The sequence below is a fragment of the Nostoc sp. XA010 genome, from assembly GCF_020829625.1.
Classification (GTDB): Bacteria; Cyanobacteriota; Cyanobacteriia; order Cyanobacteriales; family Nostocaceae; genus Nostoc.
The window spans coordinates 280980-298224 of the sequence record NZ_JAIVFX010000004.1 but is presented as its reverse complement, the minus strand read 5'-3'; the positions used below and the strand labels follow the sequence as shown (position 1 = coordinate 298224).

General features: G+C 41.8%; 14 protein-coding genes. 6 read left to right on the top strand and 8 right to left on the bottom strand.

Annotation, left to right across the window (positions count from 1 at the left end):
* The first annotated feature begins 112 nt into the window (after positions 1 to 112).
* Positions 113 to 1447, top strand: a complete 1335-nt coding sequence (locus tag LC608_RS08665; protein ID WP_229553140.1) for a GTPase family protein — start codon at positions 113 to 115, stop codon at positions 1445 to 1447.
* A 372-nt stretch (positions 1448 to 1819) separates the two neighbouring features.
* Here the strand turns inward: LC608_RS08665 and LC608_RS08660 are convergent, their stop codons facing one another.
* Positions 1820 to 3052, bottom strand: coding sequence for a DUF4336 domain-containing protein (locus LC608_RS08660; RefSeq protein ID WP_229553139.1), 1233 nt, complete (start codon positions 3050 to 3052; stop codon positions 1820 to 1822).
* 367 nt (positions 3053 to 3419) lie between these two features.
* Here LC608_RS08660 and LC608_RS08655 point away from each other — a divergent pair, with 367 nt between their 5' ends.
* The 3 genes from LC608_RS08655 (at position 3420) to LC608_RS08645 (ending at position 6070) form a co-directional block, all read left to right on the top strand.
* Positions 3420 to 4637: a tetratricopeptide repeat protein gene (locus LC608_RS08655; RefSeq protein ID WP_229553138.1), complete on the top strand. Its 1218-nt coding sequence runs from the start codon at positions 3420 to 3422 to the stop codon at positions 4635 to 4637.
* Positions 4630 to 4968: a type II toxin-antitoxin system PemK/MazF family toxin gene (locus tag LC608_RS08650; RefSeq protein ID WP_229553137.1), complete on the top strand. Its 339-nt coding sequence runs from the start codon at positions 4630 to 4632 to the stop codon at positions 4966 to 4968. The genes LC608_RS08655 and LC608_RS08650 overlap by 8 nt, the downstream gene beginning before the upstream one ends.
* Positions 4969 to 5104: 136 nt before the next feature.
* Complete coding sequence (locus tag LC608_RS08645; RefSeq protein ID WP_229553136.1) at positions 5105 to 6070, top strand: acetamidase/formamidase family protein; 966 nt, start codon at positions 5105 to 5107, stop codon at positions 6068 to 6070.
* 60 nt (positions 6071 to 6130) lie between these two features.
* Here LC608_RS08645 and LC608_RS08640 read toward each other — a convergent pair whose 3' ends face one another.
* Both LC608_RS08640 and LC608_RS08630 read right to left on the bottom strand, forming a co-directional pair.
* On the bottom strand, positions 6131 to 6430 hold the full coding sequence (locus LC608_RS08640) for a HigA family addiction module antitoxin (protein ID WP_229553135.1): 300 nt from the start codon (positions 6428 to 6430) through the stop codon (positions 6131 to 6133).
* A gap of 233 nt (positions 6431 to 6663) precedes the next feature.
* Complete coding sequence (locus LC608_RS08630; RefSeq protein WP_229553134.1) at positions 6664 to 7242, bottom strand: NADPH-dependent FMN reductase; 579 nt, start codon at positions 7240 to 7242, stop codon at positions 6664 to 6666.
* 108 nt (positions 7243 to 7350) lie between these two features.
* Between LC608_RS08630 and LC608_RS08625 the strand changes: the two genes are divergently transcribed.
* Positions 7351 to 7839 carry an NUDIX hydrolase gene (locus LC608_RS08625; protein WP_229553133.1) on the top strand — a complete coding sequence of 163 codons (489 nt, stop codon included), beginning with the start codon at positions 7351 to 7353 and terminating at the stop codon, positions 7837 to 7839.
* Here the strand turns inward: LC608_RS08625 and LC608_RS08620 are convergent.
* From LC608_RS08620 to LC608_RS08605, 4 genes are all read right to left on the bottom strand, one after another.
* Positions 7836 to 8570 (bottom strand): amino acid ABC transporter ATP-binding protein, encoded by a 735-nt coding sequence (locus LC608_RS08620; protein WP_229553132.1) that lies wholly within the window; start codon positions 8568 to 8570, stop codon positions 7836 to 7838. The two genes, LC608_RS08625 and LC608_RS08620, sit on opposite strands and share 4 nt — an antisense overlap.
* Positions 8563 to 10047, bottom strand: a complete 1485-nt coding sequence (locus LC608_RS08615) for an ABC transporter permease subunit (protein WP_229553131.1) — start codon at positions 10045 to 10047, stop codon at positions 8563 to 8565. The genes LC608_RS08620 and LC608_RS08615 overlap by 8 nt, the downstream gene beginning before the upstream one ends.
* A 134-nt stretch (positions 10048 to 10181) precedes the next feature.
* On the bottom strand, positions 10182 to 11162 hold the full coding sequence (locus tag LC608_RS08610) for a 2-dehydropantoate 2-reductase (protein ID WP_229553130.1): 981 nt from the start codon (positions 11160 to 11162) through the stop codon (positions 10182 to 10184).
* A gap of 23 nt (positions 11163 to 11185) precedes the next feature.
* Complete coding sequence (locus LC608_RS08605) at positions 11186 to 12061, bottom strand: inositol monophosphatase family protein (protein ID WP_229553129.1); 876 nt, start codon at positions 12059 to 12061, stop codon at positions 11186 to 11188.
* Between the two features lie 854 nt (positions 12062 to 12915).
* Here LC608_RS08605 and LC608_RS08595 point away from each other — a divergent pair.
* Entirely contained in the window at positions 12916 to 15891 is a 2976-nt protein-coding gene (locus LC608_RS08595) for a calcium-binding protein (protein WP_308189845.1), read from the top strand.
* A 184-nt stretch (positions 15892 to 16075) separates the two neighbouring features.
* Here LC608_RS08595 and LC608_RS08590 read toward each other — a convergent pair whose 3' ends face one another.
* Positions 16076 to 17056: an aldo/keto reductase gene (locus LC608_RS08590; protein ID WP_229553128.1), complete on the bottom strand. Its 981-nt coding sequence runs from the start codon at positions 17054 to 17056 to the stop codon at positions 16076 to 16078.
* Positions 17057 to 17245: the final 189 nt, after the last annotated feature.

The window sequence follows — 17245 nt, the reverse complement described above, 5'->3', positions numbered from 1 at the left end:
ACCGCTACCTCCAAAACGCGCTCGCCCAAGTTGATACACTACTAACGATACTGGTTATCCCTTTGAGAATCGCTATAAGATGAGTAAAAGGGTCTTCTACGTTTAGATGGAAATGACTGAGCAACGTGATGCTGACTCACCGTCAACTGATTCTCAGCAATTGACTGAACCGACTGATGGAGCAACTACCAAGCCGGTCGATAATTCGTGGACAAACCGTATTGGTGGTGTCTGGAACAAAGCAACAACACATCTAACGCAACTCTTACCCGTAGAACAAGTGGCACAGACGCTTGTTGGATGGTTTAGTGTGAGCGAAACTCAGGTTGCAGAGATTTTAGAGAAAGTTCGAGCCGAACTGCCAACCACAGAAGCCCTCCTAATTGGTAAACCCCAAGCTGGAAAAAGTTCAATTGTCCGGGGATTGACGGGAGTTTCTGCCGAAATTGTCGGTCAAGGATTTCGTCCTCACACCCAACATACAGAGCGCTATGCTTATCCTTCCAATGACCTGCCGTTACTAATTTTTACTGATACGGTGGGACTTGGTGATGTTAAACAAGATACTCAATTAATCATTCAGGAGTTAGTTGGCGATTTAAAAAAAGAAACTCGTTCTGCTAGAATCCTCCTTCTCACCGTCAAAATTAATGATTTTGCAACTGACACGCTACGACAAATTGCTAAACAGTTGCGCCAGCAGTATCCAAATATTCCCTGTTTGCTAGTAGTTACTTGCTTGCATGAGGTTTATCCTCTCGATACCGTCGATCATCCTGTTTATCCACCAGATTATCAGGAAGTTAACCGCGCATTTACCGCAATCCAGCAAGCCTTTGCAGGAATAAGCGATCGCTCTGTACTCATTGACTTTACCCTAGAAGAAGATGGCTATAATCCGGTATTTTATGGCTTAGAAGCACTGCGAGATTCCTTAGCAGAACTACTCCCAGAAGCAGAAGCGCAGGCGATTTATCAACTATTAGATCAAGAAGAAGCTGGGAAGCAACTTGGTAATCTTTACCGAGATGCTGCACGCCGTTATATTTTGCCATTTTCGATTATGTCTGCCACTCTTGCGGCTGTACCTTTGCCATTTGCTACAATGCCAGTACTCACTGCCTTGCAAGTATCAATGGTGGGATTGTTGGGTAAATTATATGGGCAGACAGTTACTCCATCTCAGGCGGGAGGTGTTGTGAGTGCGATCGCAGGTGGTTTTTTAGCACAGGCAATTGCACGGGAATTAATTAAATTTATACCAGGTTTTGGTAGTGCGATCGCAGCCTCTTGGGCAGCCGCCTACACCTGGGCACTAGGGGAAGCAGCCTGCGTTTACTTTGGTGATTTAATGGGAGGTAAGAAACCCGATCCCCAGAAAATTCAATTGGTGATGCAAGAAGCGTTTCAGGCGGCGCAAGAACGTTTTAAGGGAATTAAACGTTAAGACTCAAGAATCCGTTTCAGCAAACACTCAGTGGATTTTCCACATAGCGCCCATAGGCTGCTATGGGTTGATACTCGCAGATTTATATAACCGAATCGCAGGTGGTTTCAATAGACATCTCCAGAAATTAATTATGCGTTACCTGAAACCCTTGTAGAGACGTTGTAATGCAACGTCTCTACATTGATTTTCGGAGATGTTTAATATGAGATTATCTGTGTTTGCAGTTGAGTCTAATACAGACCTAACCCGCAACCCCTTCCCTTCTAGCGTTGGGGAGTAAGACTCAAAGCCTCTCTCCTAAAAGGAGAGAGGAATGGAAGTGAGGTCAAAACTATACTGCATCCAAAAAAGAACGCGATATTGCTTCTCCTACACTTTCTCCTTTGCTGCTGGCACAATGCCAAACTTATTTAAACCTGTATCGATTTCTTTAAGTAGTTTAAAATCCTCCTCTGGCAAGGGATAGCTACTACTGCTAAACAAACCCGCACTGACAGCAGGCTGCTTTTCTAAAAAAGAGAAAGCTTGGCGAAACTGATGCGGCTCGGCTTTAATCGGTGAATCAAAGTGGCAAGGAATAATCCACTCGAAGTCCCAACTAGCAACTTTATCAGCCCAGTCAATGGTTTCTTTCGGTGCGCGGTTGAGAATCAGCGTCTGTAAAATTGGGGCGACAAACAAACGCCCATCACCTCGCAAAGCATCAAACGATCGCTGCCAATCTGGATGCCATTTAAAGGGATATAATCCAAAATAAGCTTTCTTTGAGCGTTCTGTTGCTTTCAAGGCATCTTGCAACACCTGACTCCATTGACGTATACCTAGTGCCTTCGGTTGAAAGTACAAAGCAAACAACGAGATACGCCCCCATCCCTTACGCCGATTTACCTGAATATCTGCAACAATATCAGTAGCATCATCCTTAGCATGGAATAGTAAGGGATATGGATCTAAAAGTGCGATCGCAGGTGGATCTTCTGAGATAGAAAGTACAGAATCTGTTACTAAAAGAGTATGCGATCGCTTGTGGAAAAAAGCAACTTCTGCAAACCTACCAGGGCCAAGCTCAATGGGGCCCAGCATTGCATAATCAAACTCGTCAGCAAAGGGTGTTTTGCTACTATCTTCTGGAAGTACTTGAGTTCGTTTCGGTGGTAAACCAAGCCAGCTAAGGGGGAGATTTAGCGGGAAACTCCACTGATGGGGAGCCACAAACACCTGTGCAGTCGGAAAGTATCTGGCGAAAGGCCCGACGAATACCTTATGTTCTATGCCGGAGATAGTCGGCAGAATAATGTACTTAACATTACCGTGTTCCGCCACCAACTCATTTACAAGCCGGATGCACTCTGGGGTTGGTGCAACAGGCGCATAGATGAGAAGACCCCCGGCTTCGAGCTTAACAACAGTCATGCGAATCGGTACAACAACGTAGAAAATGCCCTGAATCTGGTCAAAATTCCAAACTGTGTCCTTTACTACTTCTTTGCGGATTGTCTGCCGCCTGCCATAAGGGTAGAGTGGCACAACAGGCCATAATCTCCACGAGAAGTCTTTTGGATTTATCTGTTGTGCATTGACTATGCGTTCATCATCAGCCACTCTGCAACCCCTCCAAATTCCCTGCTCAAATTGTTTTTATTTGCTATTCCTAAAGTTGGAGTTTAGCAAATTATTGAGATAATAACCTAGCTTTTAACAAAACTGTTGATACACGCATTTCGGGCGCACAGATGTCCACCCCTACTAACGATCTTCATTGGTTCATTTACAAGTCACACTTATACCAATTCGCTAAATTTTTGATGGTATTTTAACTTGAAACCTATTTTAGCTATTAATTGAGGACGAAAATAATTAATTATTAAGAGAAGGTAGAACAGGAGAAGCTAAAATCTGAGTAAGAGTGCGATCGTATTAACACCCACAAGACTAATTTTGTCAAACTTGAATGGAATAGATATGCATAATGGATAGCCTCCTTTTAGAACGCCCAAGCCCAGCGAACACTGGTTACGAAAAACCCTTAGAGATCAATCTTGACTTTTTAGCAGGCTCCTACAAAAGCACAACAGTGCTAGCGAACTTAGAAGTTATTGATGAAGATATAGTTGCTAACTTAGACAAATTACTGGAAATTAAACCAGATTTGTACGAAGCCTGGTACAACCGGAGTATTGCGCTAGTAAATTTAGGTAGCTTAGAAGAGGCGATCGCTAACTTAGACAAAGCTCTGGCAATTAAACCAGATTTGTATGAAGCCTGGTTCAATCGGGGCATTATAGTAGGATGTTTGGAACAGTCAGAAGAGGCACTTGCCAGTTATGATAAAGCCTTGGAGATTAGACCCAACAAATACGAAGCATGGTTTAACCGAGGGATTACGCTGTATGACTTAGGACGTCTAGAAGATGCTGTTGCTAGTTTTAACAAAGCCATTCAACTCAAATTTAACGATTATTGGAGTTGGTACAATTTAGGTATTGTGCTCTATGACTTGGGACAATTTGAAGAAGCAAACAATAGTTTTGATAAAAGTATAAAATTGAACCCCAATATCTCCAAGGGCTGGTATTGTCGAGGTATTACACTTGGGGAATTAAAACGTTTGCAAGAAGCAATTATTAGCTTTGATAAAGCCTTAGAATTGAAACCGGATTGGTACGAAGCTTGGAAGTATCGAGGTATCACACTGAGAAAGTTAGAACGCTTTCCAGAAGCAATTGCTAGTTTTAACAAGGCTATTACAATTAAGTCTGATGACTACGGAGACTGGAATAACCAAGGCTATATGTTGTTGAAGGTGAGACACTTTGAAGAGGCTATTGCTAGCTTTGACAAAGCTTTGGAATTAAAACCTGATTATGCAGATGCTTTTTACAATAAGGCATCTTGTTATGCGTTGCAGGGAGATATTGAACCAGCAATTGAGAATTTGCAAAAAGCTATCAATCTGAGTCATGTCCAATATTTAAATATGGCAATAAATGACTCAGCTTTTAATGTGGTTCGGGAAAATGAGCGGTTTCAGGCTTTGATTCAGACAAAAAATGATTGGGAAGATGAAGAAGAAATAGATGAACAAGAATGGCTTAAAGCAGCAGCGAGTAATCCAGTCTTTGATTTTTTAAAAGATCGTGAAGAAGATATTTACACCTTAGCTGATGGGAAGCCATTCAATGACTAAGGGTAAAATTGTTCTCGTACCTTTCCCATTCGATGATTTATCAGCTACTAAATTGCGTCCAGCCATTTGCTTGACTAATCCAGTGGGATCTTACAAACATGTTATCCTTGCTTTCATCACCAGTAAGATTCCATCTGATTTGATGGAAACTGACATTGTATTAGATACCAATCATCCTGATTTTGCTGCCAGTAGATTAAATAAACCATCGACTATTAGGCTGGATCATTTGATGACAGTTCGTAAATCGCTGATTAAGCGTGAACTGGGTACATTGTCATCGGATATGCAAGATTTGATTGCTAAAATACTGTGCAAGTTATTAACATAGCGGTTCTCTCTTTGATGCAACACGCATTAGGGAATATTGCTGTACCTCTACCAATAGTACGCCAGTTTGCTCAAGTCTTTTAACCCGCTCATGCGACTTGCTCCTACTATTGCACGCAACTAAAAATACAACAGCGATGACTCATTACATTTTAAAAGCTACTAAAGAAACTGTGCATCTGGGTGGTTTCTCCCATCTGCTAGAACCAGCGCTCATTATTAATTCAGGTGATACGGTTGATGTGGAAACTTATACTGGTTACTACGTTTATGACAAAGCACCACCTGAGTTTCTCACACCAGAATTTCTCGACATCTGCCAAAATCTTCTACCAGAACGCAAAATTGCTGGGGGACCGCATTTACTCACAGGGCCGATTTATGTACGCGATGCCAAACCAGGGGATGTTTTAGAAGTACAATTAGATGCGATCGCACCTCTTTTACCCATCGGCTTCAATGCCATTCGTACAGGTTGGGGAGCTTTACCACATCAGTTTCCTCAACCTGCGTTGAGATTCATTCCTCTAGATTTAGCAAACAACATCGCTGAATTTCCGGCGGGTGCTGGCATAAAAATTCCCCTCAAACCGTTTTTTGGGATTCTTGGTGTCGCTACTCCAGAAACTTCTCGAACTTCTGTCCCGCCAGGTTCTTACGGTGGTAATATCGACAATCGAGAATTACAAGCTGGTTCTCGTTTATTTTTGCCAATTTTCGTACCAGGTGCATTATTTTCTATTGGTGATGGGCATTCCGCACAGGGAGATGGTGAAGTTAATGTCACCGCCATTGAAACTTCCATGAACGGCAGAATTACCCTCAAGCTTCGCAAGGATTTACAACTGACAACACCAATTGCTGAAACTCCAACTCATATCATTACAATGGGGTTTGCCCAAACCTTAGATGAAGCCTTAGAACTGGCTTTAAAAAACATGATTGATTTTCTGGAACGCTTTGCGAATTTGTCGCCAGAAGATGCTTATGTATTGTGTAGTTTAGCTGTGAATTTTCATATCACTCAAGTTGTGAACAGTCCCCACAAAGGTGTGCATGGAATGCTACCTAAATCAATTTTGTCTAAAAATATTAAGTTATAATTTGTGAAAATTGACATGCTCAGATTACCGATTGATTTAAGAAGTCGGAAATCTTGTTGATCAGGAAGCTTGTAAATTTATAGGTGCTATATCTTTCCAAGACTCTGATTCATTAGCAGCGCACCAAAGATCATATTTTTGTTGGAGATTTAACCAAACTTCAGGAGTAGTTTGCAAGGCGGTAGCCAAACGAAGCGCCATATTCGGCGTAACGCTTCCTTGCTCGTTAACTATCTCAGATACAGTTTTACGAGATACATTAAGAATATCACCAAAGTCAGTAATTGTGATATTTAGCCGTTCCAGATACTGACGCTTGATTAATCCGCCAGGATGTCTAGGCTTTCTTTTTGCGATCATCCTTAACTCCTAATGATAGTCTTTGTAATTTACGTCGTAAGCATCTCCGTCTTGAAAAGTAAAAGTTATCCGCCAATTTTTTGTAACAGCAACAGACGTAAGATCCTGACATAGAAACTGGTACTACCACCAGGTCGAGGTTGAAGGTAACAGGAGGTAGTAGCCACGCTTTCATACCCCAAAATCTGTATTTTAATGATAAGTGTTCGCTATTTACTGAACACCTGAACAATTTAGTTGAGCTTCAGTAATATCTTTGTTAAGCCAGCGCCTAACTGCTCAATAGATTCTTGCTGTTTAGCATCTTTTAGTGTGCCATCACCATTAAAGGCTTCATAAGCTTTGGGTACTGCTATTTGATCGGGAAGTACTAAAACTTTGATGTTTCCCAAAATAGAGCGCAAGTGAACCAATCCCCGCAAACCACCAAGAGCGCCTGGGGAAGCGCTCATAATAGTAGCAACCTTACCTGCAAAAGCAGCTAATGGTGCTTCATTTGGGGCTGGACGGGATGCCCAGTCAATGGCATTCTTCAAAACTGCTGTAAGTGAACTGTTATATTCCGGCGAAGCAATCAGCAATCCTTGATGAGAAATCAGCAAATCCTTGAAAGTGCGGGCGTTGGCAGGTAGTCCTTCTTGAGCTTCCAAATCTTCATCATACAGAGGTAGAGGCAAATCGCGGAGGTCTATATAAGTCACTTCTGCGCCTGCTGCCTGAGCGCCAGCCGCCGCGATTTTTACCAATTTTTTGTTGTAAGACTCAATCCGGGTGCTGCCTGCAAAGGCAAGGATTTTAGGTGTAGATGCCATAATTCTAGGTTGAATAGGAATAATTAACCTGTTCAACTGCATTATCCTGTTTTCAGGCGATCGCTATTTGCTACCTTTAGATTTTCTTTATAAATTTTCTCTAAAATTATGGCGAATTGGTCAGATTCTTATCTCGGCAAGTTACGACAAGTTGTAGGCGATCGCCTACTTCTATTATTTGGCGCACGCGTGATTATCGAGGATAATTTGGGACGGGTTTTGTTGCAAAAGCGAAGTGATTTCAAACTTTGGGGGCTACCTGGTGGCTGTCCAGAAGTAGGTGACTCTGCCGAAGAGTGTTCAGCACGAGAGGTTTTTGAAGAAACTGGTTTAACGGTTAAGCGTTTTGAAGCTGTAGGGTTTTCTTCCAACCCAGCCTTTGAAACTGTAACTTATCCCAATGGCGATCGCGTGCAAAACTTCATTTTAATTTTGCGAGCTGTTGAATGGGAGGGCAGTCTCGCTTGCATAGATGGAGAATCGCTGGCGCTGGAATTTTTTGATTTGGCAAACTTACCTACGTTAATGCCAAACGATCGCCCTGTTTTAGAAAAGTTTCAAGAATACAAAAAAAGCGGCAAATTCCTGATGTTCTAAAGCATTTTTTCCAAAAACTGTTTAGCGCGATCGCACTGAGGATTTTGGAAAAACTCGCCAGGAGTAGCATCTTCTGCTAAAATACCCTGGTCGAGGAACATAATCCGATTGGCAACTTCTCTTGCAAACCCCATTTCATGGGTAACGATCGCCATTGTCATTCCAGATAGCGCTAAAGCTTTCATCACTTCCAGCACATCCTTAACCATTTCTGGATCTAATGCAGAGGTGGGTTCATCAAACAAAATCATCTCTGGTTCCATTGCTAATGCCCGAGCGATCGCTACTCGCTGTTTTTGTCCCCCAGATAGTTTAGATGGGTACACAGACACTTTTGACTCTAAACCTACCTTAGCAAGCAATTCTAAGCCATGTTCTTGTGCTTTTTGCTTGTTAATCCCTTTCACCTTGATGGGTGCATAGGTGACATTTTGCAGCACATTCATGTGAGGAAACAAATTAAAATGCTGAAATACCATCACCAACTGCTGGCGCACCTTAGCGATGTTTGCCTTGGGCTTGGTAATTTCTTGATTGTGAAAATAGATTCTTCCTTTGGTGGGTTGTTCTAGCAAGTTTATGCATCGCAGAAAGGTAGACTTACCTGAACCAGAAGGGCCTAGTATAGCAACCACTTCCCCCTGATAAAATTCAGTGGAAATATCTTTGAGTACGTCGAGTTTACCAAAGGATTTACATAAGAATTCCGTGCGAATTACTACATTATTCACTTTCCCGTAATCTCCTTTCTAAAGCAGATGCACCCAAGGTCATACCCATTACTAAAACATAGTAGATTAACCCTGCAAATAGCAGTGGTTCAAAATAAATATACTTATTTGCACCAACAATTTGGGCGCTGCGTAATATTTCCACCACCCCAATGGTTGACACCAGCGCGGAATCTTTGAGCAATCCGATAGTTTCATTTACCAATGCTGGGAGAATATTCTTCAATGCTTGCGGTAAAATCACATCCCACATCATCAACCAATAGGGAACACCCATAGACATCGCCGCTTCACTTTGCCCTTTATCCACCGCTTGAATCCCACCTCTGATGGTTTCCGACATATAAGCGCCAGAATTCAGGGTAAAAGTTAGCACCCCAGCCTGCAATGCTGAAATATCATAGCCTGTAAGCTGGGGTGTTGCGTAGTAAACCAACGCCAACTGTAATAACAAAGGTGTACCTCGAAAAACAGAAGTGTAGGCGTTAGCAACCCAGGTAAGCGGTTTGATGCCGAGAATTTTTAATAGAGACAGTATTGTTCCCCAGATTAACCCCAAAGATACGGATAATAGCGTAAACAACAGAGTTAAAGGGATTCCCCGAAGGATAAAAGGAATATCTGGAAGAATTCTGGTGAAGTCGAGATTCAATCCGCCTTTGGCAAGAGTTGAAGATGCAGAATTAGCGGTAATATTCTGTGAAAACCATTTGGCTACAAGTTTATTCAATGTGCCATTGTCCTTCATTTGTTGAAGAACTGTGTTAAACGGTTCTACAAAAGAAGAACCTTTGGGAAAAGCGATCGCTGATCCACTTTGCTCCTCTGAGGGAATAGTATTAAATTCTAAATCTGGGTTAGCTTGGGCAAATCCTTTAGCGACAGTATCCTCAACAATTGCTGCATCAATTCGCCCAGATTTGATTTCCTGAACTACTTCCGGCACTCTGTTGAGTTGCTTTAGCTGAATACCCGCAAATTTTTTAGCAATTTTCTGGGCATTTTGTTCTTGGATGGTTCCTAGTTGTACCCCAACTTTTTTTCCTAATAAGTCTTGAGGCTGCTTTAGGTTGCTATCTTTAGGAGCGACAATGGTATCTTTGGCTTCGTAATAAATAATTGAAAAGTCAATATTTTTCTGACGTTCTGGAGTCGGAGTCATCCCAGCCATTACAAAGTCAGCCCGATTTGCTTGGAGTGCAGGGATTAATCCATTAAAATCGGATTCCATTATTTGAAGCTTAAACCCTAGTTTTTCAGCAAGGGTTTTGGCAATATCTATATCAAAGCCAACAATTTGGCGATCGCCTCCTTTCGTATCATAAAACTCATAAGGAGGATAATCTGGGGAAGTAATCATCGTCAGCGTGTCTTTACCTAAAGATGAGACAGCTTTTAGAGAATTACTATGTCCGATAATGCTGATTACTAATGCTACTACTAGTATGGTTGATAGCCATATTTTCTTTTTCTTCATGAACTTGATAATTATATAATTTCAATTCTGCACCTGAAACGCGTAAAATCGTGGGGAATTGAGGGTTAAAATTTAAACGCAGAGGTACGCAGAGAATTTGTTATGAATTAATGAAATCTTGTAATTAATGATTGTCAAATTCTTATTTTGGTCGTCTCCAACAATTTGACGCTGGCATAAATAGCATCAATATGAGGTGTGGGAATTTGAGTAAGTTTTCCCAATTCTGCGACTGCACCAACAATAGCATCTATCTCGGTGGGGCGTCCGGCTTCAATATCTTGTAGCATTGAGGTTTTATGGGCACCGACATTTTCTGCGCCATTAATTCGCTGTTCTAAAGTGATGCCAAACTTTATACCTAAATTTTCTGCGATCGCTTGAGTTTCTGTCATCATTTGCCGCGCTAGTTCACGCGTGAGGGGATAACGACAAATATCTTCTAGAGTAGCACCAGTTAAAGCACTGATGGGATTAAACGCCACATTTCCCCACAACTTGATCCAAATTTCCGTGCGAATTTGATTGCGGATTGGTGCTTTGAATCCTGCCTGTTTTAAAGTCTGCGCTAATAATTGAATGCGTTCTGTTTTAGTGCCGTCGATTTCACCGAGAGTAAAGCGATCGCCTTCAATATGCTTAATTACACCTGGTTCAATTATCTCAGTTGCCGGGTAAACAACACAACCAATAGCACGTTCAGCACCGATACTAGCTTCAATAATCCCATCTGGATCGACAGATTGAATCCGCGTACCTTCATACTCACCGCCATACTTGCAAAAGTACCACCAAGGAACGCCATTTTGGGCTGTCACCACCATTGTGTGAGGATTGTATAGTGCAGGGAGAAAAGGTGCGATCGCAGGTACACTGTGAGCCTTCACAGTTAAAATTACTATATCTTGTGGCCCCGCTTCTTGAATATCGCTAGTTGCCAAAGCCGGAGTAGCAATTTGGCCAGAACCGTCTGCCATAAGTAACTTCAGCCCATTTTTTTTAATTGCCTCCAAATGAGAACCACGAGCGATTAGCGTTACCTCTTCACCTGCTAGTGCTAGCTTTGCCCCTAAATATCCACCAATCGCACCCGCGCCAACAATACAGATTTTCATTTTGTCAAATTACTCATTATTTCTTACTCAGCACTTTTGAAGCTTTGCATCGCTTTCAGTAAGTCTTGATGAACAGATTTTGAGGCAGCTATTATCAATCCAGGCATACTATAGTTTTCACAAGTATGCAGTGGTGGTAAAGTTGAACCATCCAGAGTAGTTACAATCCAGCCAGCCTCTTTCGCAATAAAAGCGAGTCCAGCACTATCAAGAAATTTACCCGATTTGATGACTGCTCCACTTAAATCGCCACTAAGAATACCATTGAGACTGGGAATTTCAATATCACTAGAGTAATCAGTCGCTATATCGATGACTTTATATCGATCTTTTAGTAAATCTGCGATCGCATTCATTCCCCATCCCAACAAAATAGCAGGTTTGGCGGATGTTATGTGTAACGGGGCACAAGCTTCTAAGCTCATCTCCAGCGTCCCTTTAAAAGCACCTTCACCTCGGAGAGCGTAAAAATAAATGTTTTGGGCAGGGGAAATAGCAATTACTCCTTCAAAGTCATCCGAATTTAGAATACTGAGAATAATTTGGTAATTAGAATGTCCATCCATGTAAAATTTCGTACCATCAATGGGGTCGAGCGTGACTAAATAATCACCTTCTGAACCGAGATCGGTAGCACGAAAATACTTAGTATTGTTAGAACTTTCATACTCTTCACCATAAAAGCGAATATCTGGGAAAGTGCCCAGTAGTACTACTTCTACCAGATTTTGAATAGCCACATCTGCATCAGTAAGTGCAGCACTAAAAAAGTTGTTTCCTTGTTCTTTGGCAGGAAGTGCAGCAATTTTTGGTTGAAGGAAATTGGCATAGGCTGCTGCTACTTTCAGATGGGGAAGTAAAGTCTCTAAAATCAGTCGAGTAGTAGGCGTTGTGGACATTGCAGCAAACTCCTTTCAGAAATAATCTACCGTTGGCAGGGCGATAGAATTCTATATCTAGACAAAATTACGGGATCATTTTGATGCAATGATACCACCGTTGCTATATTACTCTAATATGTATGTCTGGTTAAGCTGCACAATTTTTAAAAGTTTAGTTTCCACATTGAAAGACTTTGGCTGTTGTTGATTTCAGGTTAGCGATCGCCTAAAAAAGCGTAACCCAGCAATACATAAACAAAAGTACTTATACTTACATAGAACAGTGAATAATATGAAGAATATGCAAAGATGTGTCTTTAAGTAAAGATATTTCAATAAATTCGGTAGTATGTAGGTAGTATATAGTTAATACAAAGTGATTTCGATGTTCTCTATTTTCAGGCTAGACACTCACGGGCAATAGCCCACAACGAGGGTATAAAAATATTTTTACCTATCAAGAGTGAACTCTTCCCTATTTTCACAGTAGTAGGAATTACCGATTGAGAAAAAAACAAATTATGAAGTGTGAATTTTAGACATTCAATCTTCATTTTTCGAGCTTTTTTCAGCTTTCATGGTTGATTAAAGATGAGTGAAAAAAGCCTGAAACTATTTGTTTGACAAAATGCACGCGCTCATGAATTTGTATAGCGGTTAAAACTGTTGTTCTGCTTTGATAGTTAGATAAGTGCGATCAAAAAACCTTTTCATAAGGTGAGTTTTTGATGAATATTACTGTTCTTCACTCTTGAGGTATAAAGTATGCCGAAAACATCAAATTTCGCCGAGTCTTTTGTACACGAAAATAGCAAAAACAGCAGATTGAGAACTTAAGTTACTGAAAAAATTGATTTAGGTAGTTAAAGATTATGACAAATATCATTGGAACCAAGGGTAATGATACGCTAGTAGGCAGCGACTTAGCCGACACGATTAAGGGTCTTGCAGGCAACGATATCATTACAGGTAAGGGGGGCGACGATACCCTGACTGGTGGCGGTGGTAAGGATCAGTTTGTTTACACCCAAAACGTGTTGCGCCCTGTCAGCGAGGGCGGCACTGATACTATCACTGATTTCGGTGGCGTCGGTAAAGGAATAAACCCGGCAGCAGCAGTAATTGCCGAAGTCGACACCCTAAAATTCGACTCCAATGACTTGTTCAGCGCCCGAAATCTGCTGCTTACCCAAAACGGCAGCAATCTGGAAATCACCTTTGAAGCATTTGAAGGCTTTGAAAATTCTGATCGATTTCTTGCTCTAGATGCACGTGGTGCCAAAGTCATCCTGCAAAACTTCAAATTAGAAAACTTGCAGAACCTGAAAGCAACTGGTGCAAGACCAGCTATCGGCAATATTTTGTTTAGCGGGCAAACTAGCATTACTGATAGCTTTAATGTCCTAGATGCCAACTTCACAGATACTAGCCTCGGCATCAAGAATACAGTCACCTTCCTTAATGACCTTGATAACAACATTAGGGGTTTAGATGATTCAGATGATGTGGTTAATGGTCAGGGCGGTAATGACTACCTCGATGGCAAAACTGGCAACGACTTACTCAGAGGTGGTGTGGGCAAAGACACGCTCATTGGTGGTGTAGGGAATGACACGCTCATTGGTGCTGTGGGGAATGACTCCCTCGTTGACGGTACTGGGGATGATAATTTGAATGTTAACTATTCACAAAGCAATAATTTACTGTGTGGTGGCGATGGAAATGATTATCTCTTTGCCTATGGTGACTACACCGAGTCCCCTGAAGGCTTAATTGATTTTCGCAATCCGATTTCTGGCAGTAACACCCTCAACGGTGGCATTGGTGATGATCGCTTAAATGCTAGTTTTTCAACAGGCAATAATCTGCTCTCTGGTGGCACTGGTGAGGATATTTTGATTGCTTATTATTCAACAGGCAATAATCTGCTCTCTGGTGGCACTGGTAATGATTCTCTCTCCGTTTCTGGCTTCTACAGCTTTTTCAGGGATGCTGGAATACTTTATGCCTCTGGTAGTAACACCCTCAACGGTAACGCTGGTGATGATCGCTTAGATGCTAGTTTTTCAACAGGCAATAACACTCTCAACGGTGGTACTGGTAACGATACCTTAAATGCTGAGACTTCATTCGGCAATAACCTACTCAATGGTGGCGATGGCAATGACTCTTTCTATGTAAGAACCCCAAATAATTCCCCCTTGGTAAGCGGCCGATATCCAGCCCTCTCTTCTTTAGTGACTCAAACAGTAGATGGAGGTATTGGTGATGATTTGTTGTCCGCTTATTACACGTATGATCCCAAAAGAATTACCTCAACTTTCAATGCGACTACTAACAGTGGCTCAATTACCGGGGACATGTATCGAGTTAGTTACAAGAATATCGAACGATTAAATATCAGTGGTACACAATACAATGACTTGATTGTGGGGAGCAATGGCAACGATACGCTCTCTGGGGGCTTTGGTGGCAATGATACCATAGATGGGGGTAAGGGTCACGATTTGTTGTCCGTCAATTACTTGTCCGACGATTACAATTACAGTTATGCTACTGGAGGAATTACAACTACATTCAATCCCACTACTAACAGTGGCTCAATTACGGCGGGCACGAAGAATCGAATTAGTTACAAGAATATCGAACAATTAAATATCATTGGTACACAGTACGATGACTTGATTGTGGGGAACAATGGCAACGATACGCTCTCTGTGGGCTATGGTGGCAATGATACCATAGATGGGGGTAAGGGTAACGATGTGTTGTCCGTCGATTACAGAGATTCTGCTGCTGGAGGAATCACAACTACATTCAATGCCACTACTAATATTGGCTCAATTACGGCGGGCACGAATGGAGTTAGTTACAAGAATATTGAACAATTAAATATCATTGGTACAGAATACGATGACTTAATTTTAGGGAGCAATGGCAACGATACGCTCTCTGGGGGCTTTGGTGGCAATGATACCATAGATGGGGGTAAGGGTAACGATACGCTCTTTGCGGGCTATGGTGGCAATGATAGGATAGATGGGGGTAAGGGTGACGATGTGTTGTCCGTTTCTTACAGTTCTGATGAAGGAATCACAACTACATTCAATCCTACTACTAACATTGGCTCAATTACGGCGGGCACGAATCGAGTTAGTTACAAGAATATCGAACGATTAGATATCTCAGGTACACAACAAAATGACTTGATTGTAGGGAACAATGGCAACGATACCTTGTCGGGCTATGGTGGCAATGATACGATAGATGGCGGTAAGGGTGACGATGTGTTGTCCGTCTCTTACAGTAATGCTGAAGAAAAGATCACTTCGACATTCAATGCTATTACTAACATTGGCTTAATTACGGCTGGTACTGCTCGAATTAGCTATAAGAATATCGAACAATTAGATATCACAGGTACACAGTACGATGACTTGATTGTGGGGAGCAATGGCAATGATACCCTCAAGGGTTATTCTGGCAATGATACCCTCACAGGTGGCAAAGGTAATGATAGCCTAATTGGAGAAGTTGGTATTGACACCTTTGCTTTCAATAGTTTCAATGAAGGCATTGATAGTATTGATGAGTTCTACGCGACAAATGAACTGATTCAGGTATCGGCTGCTGGTTTTGGTGGCGGATTATCATCAGGTACACTTGAGACAAATAAGTTTACTATCGGAACATCTGCAACCACTAACACTCAGCGATTTATCTATAATCTCGCTACAGGTGGATTGTTCTTTGACCAAGATGGCAGTGCATCTAGCTTTACTCAGGTACAATTTGCACAATTATCTGCCGGAATGACACTAACCGAAAAGAATTTTGTGGTTGTTTAATCGGAATTAGCACTTTTTTATCACTAAGTGGTACGGTTTGCGAGGTGCTATTTTTAGCATCTCGCATTTGATTTCTACAAGCCGCATACTCGTGGCTTATAGTCATGAGTATGCCTCAAGGGCGAAAGCGCCAAAATATCGGGGTACTTGAAACGGAAGAAAGCTTTGATTTTTTGGATCTTTCTCAGCGATTAACAGTACTCATATCAGGATAGCGATCGCCTGCGGTAATTCCTTTTGGTGCTATTGCTTCAATCCGACTAAGGTCATCTGTAGTTAGAACAATCTCAGTTGCTGCGATGTTTTCTTCTAAATAAGTGCGCCGCTTTGTACCAGGAATCGGCACAATATCTTCACCTTGAGCCAGTAGCCATGCCAAAGCAAGTTGGCCAGGTGTGACTTGCTTTTCATCAGCGATTTCCTTGACTTTTTCAACTAATTGCAGGTTTTTATAGAAATTATCGCCCTGAAACCGGGGATTATTTCTCCGGTAATCATCTGCTGCCAGGTCTTCAGGACGGGTGATGGCTCCCGATAAAAACCCACGACCAAGAGGACTGTAAGGAACAAAACCAATTCCTAGTTCTCGTATAGTAGGTAAAATTTCATCTTCTGGGTCACGGCTCCACAAAGAATACTCTGTTTGTAGCGCGGTAATTGGGTGAACTGCCGCGGCCCGTCGAATTGTCGCCGGGGCAGCTTCCGACAGCCCTAAATAGCGCACTTTACCAGCCTGTACTAATTGAGCCATTGCTCCTACAGTATCTTCGATTGGCACGTTTGGATCAACTCGATGTTGATAGTATAGGTCAATCACTTCTACTCCCAAGCGTTTAAGTGAAGCATCACAAGCTGTTTGGACATATTCGGGGCTGCCATTAACTCCTTTCCAACCACCTTCTTCGGTACGAACATTGCCAAACTTGGTTGCTAATACTACTTGCTCTCGACGATCCTTAATTGCTCTACCTACTAATTGTTCATTAATGAAAGGTCCATACATATCAGCAGTATCGAGAAAATTCACTCCAAGATCCAAAGCCCGATGGATAGTGGCGATCGCTTCAGATTCATCACGACCACTGTAAAACTCAGACATTCCCATGCAACCAAGTCCCAGTTCTGAAACTTCCAGTCCCTGTTTGCCTAACTTTCTAGTTTTCATTGAAAATTTCCCAGCTATTAAGTCTTATATGAACATCAGTATTAAAACAAATAACGACATGTTACCTAAAATTACAGGAATCTGTCTTAGCTCTTTAGTAGTATTTTGAGCATTTTAGCTACTGTTGGTTTTCTTTATAATTTCATTTGTATCTAAAAATGCAGTAATTGTTCACAGAAGTTCAAACCA